At 33.1% G+C, this 15748-nt stretch carries 9 protein-coding genes and 1 pseudogene; all 10 read left to right on the forward strand.

Annotation, left to right across the window (positions count from 1 at the left end; all coding sequences use genetic code 11):
- Nucleotides 1-995: 995 nt before the first annotated feature.
- Nucleotides 996-1262: pseudogene (locus AN960_RS22510) on the forward strand (YneB family resolvase-like protein); the annotation flags it as partial.
- A 211-nt stretch (nt 1263-1473) separates the two neighbouring features.
- The gene (locus tag AN960_RS22515; RefSeq protein ID WP_056476708.1) at nt 1474-1713 is read left to right on the forward strand and encodes a DUF896 domain-containing protein; all 240 of its coding nucleotides are present in this window, start codon (nt 1474-1476) and stop codon (nt 1711-1713) included.
- A gap of 187 nt (nt 1714-1900) precedes the next feature.
- The gene (gene tkt, locus AN960_RS22520; protein ID WP_056476710.1) at nt 1901-3904 is read left to right on the forward strand and encodes a transketolase; all 2004 of its coding nucleotides are present in this window, start codon (nt 1901-1903) and stop codon (nt 3902-3904) included.
- Between the two features lie 191 nt (nt 3905-4095).
- Nucleotides 4096-4533, forward strand: coding sequence for a sporulation inhibitor of replication protein SirA (sirA, locus tag AN960_RS22525; protein ID WP_056476717.1), 438 nt, complete (start codon nt 4096-4098; stop codon nt 4531-4533).
- Nucleotides 4534-4619: 86 nt separating this feature from the next.
- The gene (locus tag AN960_RS22530) at nt 4620-4832 is read left to right on the forward strand and encodes a YneF family protein (RefSeq protein ID WP_056476721.1); all 213 of its coding nucleotides are present in this window, start codon (nt 4620-4622) and stop codon (nt 4830-4832) included.
- A gap of 790 nt (nt 4833-5622) precedes the next feature.
- Entirely contained in the window at nt 5623-7917 is a 2295-nt protein-coding gene (locus AN960_RS22535; RefSeq protein ID WP_056476723.1) for an FIMAH domain-containing protein, read from the forward strand.
- 878 nt (nt 7918-8795) lie between these two features.
- Nucleotides 8796-8978, forward strand: coding sequence for a hypothetical protein (locus AN960_RS22540; RefSeq protein WP_056476724.1), 183 nt, complete (start codon nt 8796-8798; stop codon nt 8976-8978).
- A 259-nt stretch (nt 8979-9237) separates the two neighbouring features.
- Nucleotides 9238-10989: an ABC transporter transmembrane domain-containing protein gene (locus AN960_RS22545; RefSeq protein ID WP_056476725.1), complete on the forward strand. Its 1752-nt coding sequence runs from the start codon at nt 9238-9240 to the stop codon at nt 10987-10989.
- A gap of 1 nt (nt 10990) precedes the next feature.
- Nucleotides 10991-12775, forward strand: coding sequence for an ABC transporter ATP-binding protein (locus tag AN960_RS22550; protein WP_056476727.1), 1785 nt, complete (start codon nt 10991-10993; stop codon nt 12773-12775).
- A gap of 579 nt (nt 12776-13354) precedes the next feature.
- Nucleotides 13355-15244 carry a S53 family peptidase gene (locus AN960_RS22555; protein WP_056476728.1) on the forward strand — a complete coding sequence of 630 codons (1890 nt, stop codon included), beginning with the start codon at nt 13355-13357 and terminating at the stop codon, nt 15242-15244.
- Nucleotides 15245-15748: the final 504 nt, after the last annotated feature.

A 15748-nucleotide genomic window follows, 5' to 3' on the forward strand; every position in this document is an offset into this window, starting at 1 on the left:
TTACCTTCTTTTTTAGCTTCTGAATATTGGCTTGCAAAATGTTTGGCCATTTACAGTCGGATACCCATAGCTAATAACTGCTAAAAAATTTGGCCTTGACAGGGTAGGGGTAGCTGGTTCAAGTCCAGGGGATCATGCCGTTGTCTTAGGCGCTTTGCTTATCGATAGCTTATCCGTTAGCACTTGTTTTTACATGCAGGGTTCTACAACGATAAATTACGATAAGTGGGGGTCTTTTTCGTTGCTAATACTAATAATTCGCTTAAAGGAAAACGTATTAAAACGAAGGTGTATAGCGCAAAAAAATTTGATTAATACGGCTAATGACCTTAATATAAGTCGAAGGTAAGGACGACAAAACGCTCGAACAATATGAGTGTAGTTTTAACGAATATGAGGGTTATTTTGGCGAGCTAAGTTTAGTGTCGTTTGACGATACTCATATTTGAATCTATGAGTATTATTTGCTGAATTATCACGTTTAGCACGTAAGATATTCTAAAGTACAAGTTTTCATTCTTCTATAAGATTGTACATAGTTCCATTATCTGTTTGAAGTTCTCTAAAGAAAACAACCTTGCAATATACCCTTAATTGTTTTGTTCATTGTGTTATTGTCATTTACTACCCATTAAATCCCTAAAGTTTAAGGTCCTCGAACTATCGTTTTAGTGGAGTGCTGTCCTCGCAGGCAGGCTTTGTCCACTAATAAAAAATGTACATTCTTCTTTACAACCTTTACTCTAATATTTGAATTTGTTATTTAAAATAAAATGGTCTTATTTTATTTATTAATAAGTAAATATATTTTTAATAGTGTCTTTATTCAATAAATCAAATGAGAAATTAGAATTAAATAATAGATTGATCCTAAAAATATACAGAAGTTTAATTATAATAAAAATTGTTTACCATAAAAATCAATAAAAAAACATTAGAAAATTAAAGGTTTATCTAAAATTAGGGGGTTTGTTTTTTAACAATTAATATTATAAGTAGCTAAACTGAAAATAAAAAGAGGTATGAGAAAGGCGGTTGAAAACGGGTATAAGCCTCAAAAAAACTTAGAAGGTAGTGTAAACGCAGGTGGTAGAGATAAGTTGGAATTACCGATTTCCGAAATTGTAAGATTACGTCAAAACGACCTAACATTTGAAGAAATTGCAGCTACCTTAAAAGGATTTGGATATAACGTTTCAAAAGCAACTGTCAATAGAAGGTATAATGAACATATGAAAGAAATCTCCAATATTGAAAGCTAATGCAATTTATTGTAAGATGAGATACATTGAATAGAATATCAGACTCTAACTAACGATCGATTTCTTCGATGCATAGCCTGCTAAGGGAGTGCTCTTTACTCCGCTTTTCGTCAGACTTTTTGTCAAGAAAGACATCTATTTATTCGTCTGATTATAAAAGTGATGGAACTAACAATGAATAGATAAGATATAAATAAAGGAGAGGTTACTAATGGTTACTAAAAAAACTTTAGATAGAATAAATGAATTATCAAAAAAAGCAAAAGAAGCAGGGTTAAATCCTGAAGAGAAAGCTGAACAAGATCAATTAAGAAAAGAATATTTAGCAGATTTCCGTTCTCGAATGATGGATGAATTAACTTCACTTAAAATTGTTGATGAAAAAGGGAATGATATTACTCCTGCAAAGTTAAAATATGAAAAAGCAATGCGTAAAAAAAATTTACATTAAAAAAGATTTAACAATATAAAATTTCATATTTTGTAAATAATAACAAATAAAAGCAGAAGAATATTCTGCTTTTTTCTATTTCTTGGAAAGAATTTGTTAAAAATGTCAAAACTAAGTGTTAGTTATTGTAATAAATCATGGTAAATTATATGATAATATCTATGAATAAGCTAAAGGAGCGAAATTTATGTCTAATAATATTGAACAATTAGCAATTAATACGATTCGTACATTATCAATTGATGCAATCGAGAAATCAAATTCTGGTCACCCAGGAATGCCAATGGGCGCTGCACCGATGGCATATGCATTGTTTGCAAAATTTATGAATCATAACCCAAAAAATTCAAAATGGTTTAACAGAGACCGATTTGTGTTATCAGCAGGCCATGGTTCAATGTTACTATATAGCATGTTACATTTATCAGGCTACGAAGTTTCTATTGAAGATATTAAAAACTTCCGTCAATGGGGTAGCAACACTCCAGGACATCCTGAATATGGACATACACATGGTGTTGAAGCTACAACAGGTCCATTAGGACAAGGTATTGCGATGGCTGTTGGGATGGCTTTAGCAGAGCGTCATTTAGCAGGTACATATAATAAAGAAGACTTAAATGTAGTTGACCACTTTACATACTCAATTTGTGGTGATGGAGATTTAATGGAAGGTGTTTCAGCAGAGGCAGCTTCATTAGCGGGACATTTACAATTAGGACGCTTAGTAGTTCTTTATGATTCAAATGATATTTCATTAGACGGAGAATTAAATCGCTCATTCTCTGAAAGCGTAGAAGACCGCTTTAAAGCTTATGGATGGCAAGTTATTCGAGTAGAAGATGGAAATAACTTAGATGAAATTACTGCAGCGATCCAAAAAGCACAAGAAGAATTATCAAAACCAACTCTAATTGAAGTGAAAACAACAATCGGTTACGGTTCTCCGAATAAATCTGGTAAATCAAAATCTCATGGTGAGCCATTAGGAAAAGAAGAAACGATTTTAACGAAACAAGCGTATGCTTGGGGTTATGAAAATGCATTCTACGTACCAGAAGAAGTGTATGCACATTTTAATAAAGTAATTGTTGAAGCTGGGGAAAAGAAAGAAGCTGAGTGGAATGCTACTTTTGCTAAATACGAAGAAAAATATCCTGAATTAGCAGCTCAATTAAAGAATGCGATTGAAGGTAAGATTACTGTAGATTTAGAAACAGCATTACCTAAATATGAAGTAGGTAAAAAAATTGCGTCTCGTTCATCTTCAGGTGAAGCAATTAACGCTATCGCAAACGTATTACCTAGTTTCTTTGGTGGGTCTGCAGACTTAGCTGGATCTAATAAAACGTATATGAATGGTAAAGGTGACTTTACGAGAGAAAGCTACGATGGACGAAATATTTGGTTCGGTGTACGTGAATTTGCAATGGGTGCAGCATTAAATGGTATGGCTCTACATGGTGGAGTTCATGCGTTTGGCGCAACATTCTTTGTTTTCTCTGATTACTTAAAACCAGCAATTCGCTTAGCTGCTTTAATGAATTTACCTGTTACTTATGTATTTACACATGATAGTATCGCAGTTGGTGAAGACGGACCTACTCATGAACCAGTTGAGCAACTAGCAGCATTCAGATCAATGCCTAATCTTAATGTAATTCGTCCAGCAGACGGAAATGAAAGTTCTGCAGCATGGAAAGTGGCAGTAGAAGCTAAAGATGCTCCTACAATGTTAGTATTGTCTCGTCAAGATTTACCTACTTTAGAGGGTACTACTACTGATATTTATAATAAAGTTTCAAAAGGAGCTTACGTTCTTTCTCCTGCGAAACAAGATAAAATCGATGTTGTATTAATTGCAGCAGGTAGTGAAGTACAATTAGCAGTTGGAGCACAAGAAAAATTAGCGGCAGAAGGAATTTCTGCATCGGTTGTTTCGATGCCTTCAATGGACTTATTTGAAAAGCAATCTGCAGAATATAAACAATCAGTATTACCAAAAGAAGTTACGAAAAGAGTAGCAGTAGAAATGGGTTCTTCATTCGGCTGGCATAAATATGTAGGATTCGATGGAGAAGTAATTTCAATCGATACATTTGGTGCATCTGCTCCAGGTAACTTATTAATGGAAAAATTCGGATTTACTGTTGATCATGTCGTTTCAGCAGCAAAAAAAGTATTACAATAAAGGTAAAGATGGGAAAAGTAGGGAAAGAATTTTAAATTCTTTTCCTATTTCCTAAACCTTTTTTCAATATAATGCTTTATTAAAGATTTTTCGACAAAACTAGTTGATTTTCACTCCTTAAAAATGACAAATATTTTGAATGGAATTTTATATAATCTTCCTTACAGATAGTTGTTGGGAGTGGACAAGATATGAGGGAATATAAAATTTTTTTAATTCGAGAACCACTGTCTATAGAATTTTATGGAAAAGAGCATAAAATATATCAACTAGTATATGAGTATTATTATTCATCGATTGAACTAAGGAAAATAATCGAAAAACAATTAGAATATATAACAGAACCAATACCATTATTCGAGCTACATACATTTATTCGCAAATTTGATTCTCAACAGATCTACTTTTATGAGGAAACTGGAGAGTATCTTCTCGAACTTGTTGATGGTGCAAAAGCTCAGCTAAAACTTTATCCTCACGAACTTATTTTATATGCAGAAGGATCATTAGAGGCAGAAACAATATTCTTTGAGCTATTAAGAAAATTTCGTTCAACATTCATTGCAATAGATGTGAAGGATCAGCGATTTGGCTGGCTAAGACCTATCGCCTATCAAAAGTATATTTAAAACGATTAAATTGCAGTTTGCTCTTGTATAAACTGGTTAGTTTTAGTAAAATTGTTTCTAGATGATTTTAAGGAGGAAGCAATAAAATGTGGGTATACTTTCTAGTCGGCATCTTAGCATTAATTGCAGGTGTTGCGATTGGATTTTTCATAGCTCGTCAATATACAATGAACTACTTAAAGAAAAATCCACCAATTAATGAACAAATGTTAAAAGTAATGATGGCTCAAATGGGACAAAAACCTTCACAAAAGAAAATTAACCAAATGATGAAGGCTATGAACAACCAAACAAAATAATAAATCCTTTTAAAATATAAGGCTTTATAGCTTGTTTTGAAATAAATATTGAACATATTCTTTCTGGAAGCAGTTCTTTTAAGTGAATCCTACATCAAGAATTTGTAATTATTTAAATCATGAATCATTATACAATCTAAAACCACTTATTCTGTTGGAATTAACCAATGGGCAAGTGGTTTTTTATGTTTTTAGAGAAAATTTTTGTGATTACCAAAAGAAGTTAAAGGGAAAAATTAAAATTTAAAAACACCGACTTTCGCGAAAAGTTGGTGTTTTTTTATATCTTTTTCTTAAATTTTGTATTTAGAAGAATTCTGTTTATCTTGCAATTCTTTAATCATTAATACATTCGTATGTTTTTTTAGAACAAATATTTTTATACAGAACATGTCAAAATCCATAAACAGTTGACAAATACTTCGAAATAAAATTGTTTAATACGTCGATTTCTAACTATTTAACAAGTTATATGAAAGAGAAAGTCGATAAAAAAGTTTGCGGTATTTTCAAAATTTGTCAAAATACTCATTATTAAAAGCTTAGAATTGTTAATAAATTATTAAATATTTTATAGTTTTTTATCATTTTATAAATTCTCGTAAACTAGCAATGAATTCTATTAATTAGTAAATTGCATGAAAGGGGGATACAAGTAGGCTTTTAGCTTGATTCAGGAGGTGACGATATAGAAGCAAAAAAAAGAAATGATAACTTTACATAATCGATAGGGCAAATTCAAAAACGAAAGCTACATAAATTATAGTGTACAAATGAGAGGAGAATCATTTTGAAGCGTAGAAATAAGATTGCTGCATTATCGACCACTTTAATGATTTCGATGTATTCAACATCCGCATTCGCTGCTGAGCCAGGGCTTGATAAAATGCCCGGACCAGTGGATCCTCAGTCATGGGTGAATCCAGACGATATGACCTGGAATGATTATAAACCAGTCCCTGGTGTAAATTGGAGTACTGATAAGAGTATTCAACCGGAATCAAACCTTAAAGGAGCTTTGATCTTGGTCGATTTTCCAGGTCAGGATTTTATTTTGACCTTGCCTAAGGGGAAAGATCCTATCGGTAATCCTCAAGTCAATGCCGTTCCTCGCGAAAAACTCGGGGAATTTTGGACAAATTACTTGAATGTTCCAAGTGAGCTAAATCATTATCAGACAATCGATGGCTTTTGGAAAGAGAACTCATATGGAAAATGGGGCGTAACCCTTGATTCTTACGGTCCTTATCGCTTGGATAAATACGAATTTCAATATGGTCTTGACAGTTTTAATCCTGGTTCACTGCCAGGTAATTATAAAACAGGGAATCTCTTCCAGGATGGTATAAATGCAGCAACATCAGACATAGTCGCATCAGGAAAAAACTATGACTTTGCGTTCATTGTACATGCTGGCTATGATGAATCAACCGTTTGGCAAGAACTGGGAGAAATGAAGTTTATGAATCAGAACTCGGTGCCTGCTGAATTTGGGCCACCGAAGAATTTAACTGGATTTGAGAATATGCTAAACTGGGCAAAAACTCGTTATGTACCTTGGACTTCATGGTTTGCAGCAAAATCTATTTGGTCTGCTGCATCGAGTGCAACATTAAATGGCAAATCGATTCGTGTTTCGATTCAAGGTGAAAGTGATGGCATGTCAACATTTGCTCATGAATTTGGTCACCTTAAGGGACTGGGCGATAACTATAATAATGCAGCTCTAGACCCTCGAACCTACTCGGGTTATTGGGAAACGATGAGTCGTGGGTCATTTAATGGTCCAGGTGGAACGCATACACGCTGGATGATTCCGGCAACCCTTGGATCTTCGTTACCAGCACCACATACGCTTCGAAATAAAATGAAACAGGGATTCCTATCCAATGATGAAGTCCTGCAGCTCAACCGTGATGAATTAAAAGAATCTGGACCTGTGTTTGCGGATATTATCGCACGCGAAGTACCAATTGGCAGTAAATTTGGTCGAACTGGACTTCACGGAATCAACATCAGTATGAGCGATTTAACACCAAGCAATTACCTAAGCGGTGACTGGCGTAACGATATGATCGGTAACGTAAACAACGCTAAGTACAATAACTACACTCTAGAAGTTGTAGACCGAGTTGGTGCGGATTCCTTTGCGGCCGATTCAGGTGTATTGATTTCAAAAACGAAAAATGCAGAAACTGCACCGTTCATTTGGCCAGTTGATTCACATCCAGAAGATATCAGACTGAAGGACTTTACAAAGCCTGACGGTACAACAGTATCGGTTACAAAAGGTGACCCACGTCAAGCCCTGGATTCTTTATTCCATGCAGGTAATGGGGCAAGTTTGGTTGGCGGTAAATTCGATGGTTCTATTAGCCAAGACGATGTTGTCAGTGAGTACATCGATCCATACAATAAACTACAATTCTATATTTTAGGGAAGTACAAAGGCAATGACGGTGTACTACATTACCAGGTTGCCGTACGTAACACGGAGGGCTCAGGTGCCTATAAACGCGGGGTAAATGTAAGCGCTGGCACTATACAACCGGCTGTAGCGGGCAAAGTGGCAGTTTATCATTTTAATGTTACTAATACTGGTGAAGCAAAGGATCTTATTCGTGTTAACGCTTCTGCAGGTGATAATTGGACAGTTCAACTTGAAAACAAAGTTGTAGCAGTTGAACCGGGTAAAACAGTTGATGTACCTGTTTATGTGAAAATCCCTAAAGGTATGACAGCTCCGGCCAATATTAACTTTACGGCAACTTCAGAAACAGACTCAAATAAAAGCGCTACCGATAACAATCTTGTGCTGAACAATCTAAATGCAACAAGTGTAAGTTCTATGATCGATAGCTTTGAAAATGCGGGAGCTTTCAAAGCAGGATCTGCGCAAGCATTGAAGGCACATTTGAATTCAGTAGAACAATTTGAAAAGAAAGGCTCTGCGGATAAGGTTGTCAAACATATTAAAGATTTTAAAGGTTTTCTAGATAATGAAAATGCTTCGAAAAAGGTTTCTGCAAAAGCGTACAATAATTTAAAAGCGAACGCCGATGCAATGATTGAGGTTTGGCAATAGATTTGATTTACTGTTCGTGATAGTCCACCTGTGCTAGGGATGACCCGGTAAGGGTGATAATAAACAAAGATCAGGTTTTGCTTATTCGTATCAATTTTCTCGGAAATGGTAAGTTTATGAGACTCATAGCGATCATAAACATCAGGATGGTCAAGAGTGAGACTGTCCCACCTGAAATAATTAGGTTTCTAATGTTAAAAGATTCGTATGACGTTTGGACTACTGCGTAGGAATAAGTGTATTCGCTATCTGCTAGGGTAGAAGCAATGGCGAATCTCGGCAGACACAAGCCCCCACTTCATCTAAATTGAAGGGTTAGTAGGTAGTAGTTCGTTGACAACGAATGTGAAATCATCTATTTTTTACACTAATTGGCAAAATTGAAACCACTTTCTATTGGATACTATACCAAAGGAGAGTGGTTTTTAAGTTATAAGAAACATACTGGTAATATTTTTAAACTGATTTTTTTCATTTTGTAGAAAAAAAGAATTGTAAGCTTAAAATAAATTTGAAGCAAGAAGAAGGAAGACCAGTTATATATTATAATATGATGCTCAAACATTACCTAAATTTTACTGCAGTATTATTGTAGATTTTATAAAAATATACTATAATCTACCTAGTGAACCAGAATATTCCAAATATCCTTTAAAATTAATAGTTTAAACCCCAAGTGCCAAGATCAATAACCAATAACGAATAACCAAAACATATCGTAGAAACCTTGACTACGAAAAGTAACATAAAAATACATAATCCTATGAAATTAGATTTTAAGGGTAATGCCAGAGTTTTAAGGACCTAAATCTTTAAATCTCTGAAAAATTTATTACATAATTGGGGATTTGGTGAAAATAAACTTGGGGGGTATTAAAATGAAAAATGAGATAAAAAAGATTGAATGTGGTGGCGAGATGGTTATTAAACCATGCGGAGAAAAAGTATGTAAGTTTCACATTGCGGTGTCAACTCCACAAAATATTTTTCAAATAATATTGGTTGGACTATTGCCACCATTATTGAAAATCTTTGTATTTCGTTGGTTAAACTGGTTCTAAAAAAGGGACTCCAAAAAGGAGACCCTTTTTTTATTTTATTAAAATTTGAGTATGAGATAAAATTTTTTCTCATGCAGGTTAAGTAGTTATAATTTAAGAGTGAATCCATTTAATGTAATGTTATATTTTACCGAAAATTAACAACCTTTTTAAATGAGCAAATTATTAAAAAACATTTAAACTTTATGTTATAATGAACATTGTTTTGAGTTTTCTAAATATTTTAAAATTAGTTAATCAGCATTGCGGGGGTGAAGGAATGTCAGTTTTTAAAGATTTGTTTTGGTTTTTCAAACAAGAAAAAAGAAGCTATGTATGGGGAATATCTCTTTTAGTAATCGTTGCAATTTTAGAGCTACTACCTCCGAAAGTTATTGGTTATGTAATTGATGAAATGATAAAAAACTCACTTAATAGTAAAAACTTACTTTTTTGGGTAGGTTTAATTTTTATTAATGGGTTACTTCTTTATGCATTTCGATATTGGTGGAGGAGATTAATATTTGGTTCTTCTTTAAAATTAGCTAGACAGCTTAGGGATGATTTATATAATCATTTTTCAAAAATGTCTCCATCGTTTTATCAAAAAAATAGAATTGGAGATTTAATGGCTCACGCAACAAATGATGTTCAAGCAGTTCGCGAGACAGCTGGGGCAGGGATCTTAACTTTTGTTGATTCTATTATTTTAGGTGGATCGGTATTAATTATGATGGCAGTGTCAATAAGTTGGAAGTTAACCCTTATTAGTCTTTTGCCATTACCTGTTATGGCCATTTTGACTCAGTATTATGGTAAATTATTACATCAACGTTTTCATTTAGCGCAAGAATCATTTTCAGAATTAAATAATAAAGTTCAAGAAAGTATGAGTGGTTTAAAGGTTATCAGAAGTTTAGGGCAAACAAAAGAAGATGTAACCGCTTTTAAAAATCAAGCAGATTTAGTAGTGAAATACAATATGAGAGTTGCTAGAATTGATGCACTTTTTGATCCAACAATCATGTTGGTCGTTTCGATTTGCTATATTATTGCGGTTGTTTATGGTTCTCGATTAGTTATTGCAGATGATATTACTGTTGGGCAATTAATTACATTTGTTACTTATTTAGGAATATTAATATGGCCAATGCTTGCAATTGGATGGTTATTCAATATTGTCGAAAGAGGCCGCGCTTCTTATGACCGAATACGTTCTTTATTAAGTGTTGAACCTGAAATTCAAAATAAAAAAAATGCATTAGAAAAACTTCCGATGGGTGAAATTACTTATTCAATTGATTCATTTAAGTTTAATAAAGAATCAAATTTTGAATTAAAGGACATTAATTTTAATGTTCAAGAAGGTCAAACAATTGGAATAGTTGGTAAAACTGGTCAAGGAAAAACAACCCTTTTAAAACTTTTATTGAGAGAATATGAAGTAGTTAACGGGAGTATTTCAGTTGGCGATTTAGATATTAAAGATACTACTTTATTATCTCTTAGATCACATATTGGTTATGTACCTCAAGAACATTTCTTATTTTCATCATCGGTTAAGGAAAATATTGCGTTTAGCCAAATTGATTCTTCAATCGAGACAGTACATAAAGCTGCCGAGATTGCTAATATTCATGCAGATATTTTAGAATTCCCGTTAGGCTACGACACGATTGTAGGAGAAAGAGGAGTCTCATTATCTGGAGGTCAGAAACAAAGAATTTCAATCGCTAGATCTTTAATTAAAAACCCTAATATTTTAATATTAGACGACTGTTTATCTGCAGTGGATGCGAAAACAGAGGAAAAAATATTACACTCTTTAAAGGATGAAAGAAGTGGGAAAACAACATTTATTACTTCTCATCGTATGAGTGCAGTCATGCATAGTGATTTAATCATCGTTTTAGACGAAGGAAGAATTATTCAACGAGGTAAACATGATGAATTAGTTCAAATTGATGGTTGGTATAAAGAAATGTTTGAAAGACAACAACTAGAAGAACTAGTAGAGCAAGGAGGGAGATAAAATGAATCAGGAGATTGAAATCGATGCTACAAGGCAGAAAAAAGATTTAATACGTCTTCTTTCATTTCTAAAAAAATATAAAGTTTTACTGACTTTTGCATTTATTTTCTTATTCCTTGCAACAGCATGTGAAATGTATGGTCCAATCTTAGTTAAAAGATTTCTAGATGATCATTTAATGAAGAGGTATTTTCCAAAAGATACAATCATAACGTTATTTTCTATATATGTTGCAATAACAATCGGAAAAATTGTTTTATCATATTTACAGCTTTTAATGTTTCAACAAATTGCTTTTAAAGTTGTTCAAGATATAAGAATGAAAGTTTATGAGCATGTACATTCATTAGCATTTTCGTTTTTTGATAAAACGCCAATTGGAAGTATTGTATCAAGAATTACAAATGATACAGAAGCTATAAAAGATTTTTATGTTAGTGTGCTGGCAACGTTTATCCAGCAAATTGTCTTTTTAGTGGGAATCATTATTGCGATGTACTCATTAGACGCTAAATTAGCAACCATTTGTGTAGGGTTAGTTGTAATTGTTTATTTTATTATATTAACCTATCGAAAAAAGAGTTTTCCATTTTTTATGGAAACTAGAGGGCAATTAAGTAATTTAAATGCTAAATTGAACGAACACTTACAAGGTATGTCCATCATACAAGCATTTAACCAACAAAAAAGATTACAAAATGAATTTGAGGGAGTTAATAAATCTCACTATAATGCAGGTGTAAAAACAATACGATTAGATTCTCTGTTTTTAAGACCAGCAACAGATTTAATTTATACAATTGGTATAATGTTTGTTCTGAGCTTCTTTGGAATTACTTCTTTTAGTAATCCAGTTGAGATTGGTACAGTCTATGCATTTGTAAGTTATTTAGAAAGATTTTTTGAACCAATCACGCAAATGATGATGAAATTATCTTTATTACAGCAAGCTGTTGTATCTTCATCTAGAGTATTTGACTTAATGGATGAAGAACAAAAAGCTCCTACTAAAGTAGGAACTGACTTACCAAAAGTAAAAGAAGGAAGTATTGATTTTAAGAATGTTTCATTTGCATATGACGGGGTGCATAAAGTAATTCATGATATTTCATTCTCAGTTAAACCTGGTCAATCAGTGGCCTTTGTTGGTCATACAGGAAGTGGTAAGTCAACAATCATGAATTTATTATTACGTTTTTACGATGTGAAAGACGGGGAAATTCAGATTGATGATCAAAAACTATCAACATTTGAAGAAAGTGAATTACGTTCTAATATCGGATTAGTTTTACAAGATCCTTATTTATTTGTTGGAGATATAAAAGGGAATATCTCTATGTATAATAACAAAATAACTGAGAGCGAAATTAAAGAAGCATCCGAATTAGTAAGAGCGAATGAATTTATTGAAAAATTACCAAATGGTTATGATGAAGCAGTTGTTGAAAGAGGTTCAACATTATCAAGTGGTCAGCGCCAATTAATCACGTTTGCTAGAACGATCGCAGCAAAACCTACTATTCTTATTTTAGATGAAGCAACTGCAAATATTGATAGTGAAACAGAAGAAGCAATTCAAGAAGCTTTAACTGAGATGAGAAAAGGTAGAACTACGGTTATCATCGCTCATCGTTTATCAACAATTCAAGATGTTGATTGCATATATGTATTGCACAAAGGAAAAATCGTAGAAGAAGGTAACCATCAACAGCTTCTTGCAAAACAAGGATTATACTATAATATGTATCTATTACAAAATAAAGGGTCGTTATTATTGGCCGAGTAATGAAAAAGTAGCTGGATTTTCTAGCTACTTTTTTATTTGGAACTATATTCAAAAGGATATTAATAAAAATTAACCCATAATTAATAAAACCATAAAGTACTGATTAATAGATCAAATGCGGTTGTCATTAGTTTGATGCCTAATATTATTCTAGTAATCACTGATTAACATATGTATTTTAGAATGCACTAGCTTAAGTGGGGAATTTTACTGAAATATACTAAAAAATTTAAAAATAATTATTTTGTAATAATTAAAACTTGATTAGATGAAATAATTAATATTAAAAACTTAATAAACTTTTTCTAATTTGGTTCAATTAAAGTAAATTTTAAAAAGGAAAATATTACTAAAAATATTACGAGGTTTGTTGTAATTGTTCGAAAAATGGTGGTTTTTAGCTATTTGTATCGAATAATATTTCTTTTGTTAGATTATTTCGAGAATTATAATCGATAACAGAGAATAGATTTAGTATTTTTGAATTTAAATAAAAAATTAAAGGATATTAAATTGTTATTCTACTATACTAGTCTTTCGATATTGAAGTTAGACGTACTCAACAAGGAGGAATATGCTTTGAAAAACTGGAAAAAACCATTAATGACAGTAGCAGCGGCAAGTTCTTTATTATTAGTTAATGCACCAACCTTTAAAGTAGCTGCACAAGTAAATAAGGAAGTAGCCCAAGGGACAGGGGCTGCTGTACTAGACGGAACTAACTATTTTGGAGACATGGATCCTAATACTACTTTATCAATCGATTTTGTTTTGAAACTTCAAAACAAAGATGCGTTAGAAAAATATATAAAAGAAACAGTTACACCATATTCTCCTCATTATCGTAAATATTTAAGTGTTGATGAATTCAAAGCTAAATATGCACCAAATCCAGCTTATATCCATTCCGTTACGTCTTACCTGCAATCATATGGTATTAAAGCTGATGTACATGCAAATAATTTAACAATTACAGCAACAGGAACAGTAGCTCAATTAAACAAAGCATTAAATGTAGAATTAGAAAATGCTAGTTATAAAGGAAAAAAAATTCACTCTACTAAAAAGAAGCCAACTTTACCAAAAGTAATTTCAGATAATATTTTATGTATTTTAGGTTTAAATAATTATTCAAATTTAGAATCAAGAGCTGTTAAACAACCAACAATTATTGATAAGAAGGATGTACCAACTGGTCCTCTTAGTTTAACACCACAGGATTTACAAAGTCATTACAATGTTAATCCACTTTATAAAAAGGGCGCAGATGGTGCTGGCCAAACAATCGGTATTGTAACCTTAGCAGAATTTAATACAGATGATGCTTATAAATTCTGGGATAATATGGGGATTCAAACAAAGCCTAACCGTATTAAAGTAACTGAAGTAGATGGCGGTTCTGGATGGGATGGCTATGAAGAAACTACTTTAGATGTTCAGCAATCAGGTGCAATTGCTCCTGATGCAAATATGAATGTGTATGTAGGTCCAAACTCAGATACTGGATTTGTAGATGCATTTTCAAATGCAATTAATGATAATGTAGCAAAACAAATTTCAGTAAGTTGGGGTTCAAGTGAATTGAGTATTGATTCATACGTACAGCAACAAATGGAAGCACCAGAGTACGAAGATACATTTAATCAACTATTTATGCAAGCAGCAGCACAAGGTATTTCGATGTTTGCAGCAGCTGGTGATGCAGGTGCTTATGATGAAACTAGAGGTACAGATAAAGTATTTAAACTGACAGCGGATTTCCCAGCAGCAAGTCCTTACATCACTGTAGCAGGTGGTACGACATTACCTTTCCAATTCCACTCTAGCTCAACAGGTGTTGATGTTAAAGTAGGTGAAGAACGTGCTTGGGGATGGGATTATTTACATGATTATTACAAAGCTAGAAAACTACCAGATGCTAACTTAGTTAATGGTGGTGGTGGAGGTTTCAGTACTCATTTTGAAACTCCAGACTATCAAAAAGGAGTTAGTGGAGTTAACAGTTTTACTGCAATAGATGAGTTTACTATTTCACCAGATTTATCAAATGTCACATACAAACAACCTACTGTTATTTCTGGACAAGGTACAGGCCGTAACCTTCCAGATTTATCAATGGCTGCAGATCCATACACTGGATATTATGTGTATTTAAGTGATCCAGGTAAACCAGGTTCAAATTCTGGATATGCTGTATTTGGCGGAACTAGTTTCGTATCACCTCAACTGAATGGTTTATCGGCGCTAATTAATAGTGCAGATCACACTCAAGTTGGTTTCTGGAATCCGCAAATTTACCGCTTCGCACAACAAAGCTCATCGCCTTTCACACCATTAAACAAATCAGGTGCTGAAAACGATAATCTATTCTATTCTGGTACACCAGGCACGCTTTATAACCAAGCTACAGGACTTGGAATACCTGATGTAGCAAAATTAGCTGATAAATTTGGTACTTCAGATAAATAAATTTAAAAAAGAAAAAGTCGCATATTATTGCGACTTTTTTTGAGTATTGAAATATAAAATGGTCAATAGGGAAAATAGAGATTATCTGAACATTTATTTAATGATGAAATTATCATTTTTTTGGATGATCTATTAATGGTTTTAAATGTTAATATGTTTGAGAAATTCATGTTCCAATAGTCACTAGTAATGAATTTTTTCGGTAGTTAAAAATATTATGAGCTATATTTTAGAAAAACAAATTAGTTGATTAGTTTAATTAATGTTCGATATTAATTGACCTACAAGCAGATTAATATACAACAGTTAGGATACTCTAAGTAAAGGCTATTTGATAAGGTTTTATTGCAGTTTGTATTTTGATGAATAAGTTGATTGGAACGGAGGGGTGCTCGACTCCTATGGGATAAGCGGGAAGGCTGAGACCCCGCAGGCTTGCCGAGGAGGCTCAGGTCTCGCCCCATGGAAAGCGAGCATCCTGTAGTGGAAGTCAACATCATTCGA

Source organism: Bacillus sp. FJAT-25509 (assembly GCF_001420605.1).
Lineage (GTDB): Bacteria > Bacillota > Bacilli > Bacillales > Bacillaceae_G > Gottfriedia.

What these genes read in the sequence shown, in the direction of transcription:
- AN960_RS22545 (WP_056476725.1), top strand. Translation starts at nt 9,238, where the DNA reads ATGTCAGTTTTTAAAGATTTGTTTTGGTTTTTCAAACAAGAAAAAAGA.
- sirA (WP_056476717.1), top strand. Translation starts at nt 4,096, where the DNA reads ATGAGGGAATATAAAATTTTTTTAATTCGAGAACCACTGTCTATAGAA.
- AN960_RS22550 (WP_056476727.1), top strand. Translation starts at nt 10,991, where the DNA reads ATGAATCAGGAGATTGAAATCGATGCTACAAGGCAGAAAAAAGATTTA.
- AN960_RS22540 (WP_056476724.1), top strand. Translation starts at nt 8,796, where the DNA reads ATGAAAAATGAGATAAAAAAGATTGAATGTGGTGGCGAGATGGTTATT.
- tkt (WP_056476710.1), top strand. Translation starts at nt 1,901, where the DNA reads ATGTCTAATAATATTGAACAATTAGCAATTAATACGATTCGTACATTA.
- AN960_RS22530 (WP_056476721.1), top strand. Translation starts at nt 4,620, where the DNA reads ATGTGGGTATACTTTCTAGTCGGCATCTTAGCATTAATTGCAGGTGTT.
- AN960_RS22515 (WP_056476708.1), top strand. Translation starts at nt 1,474, where the DNA reads ATGGTTACTAAAAAAACTTTAGATAGAATAAATGAATTATCAAAAAAA.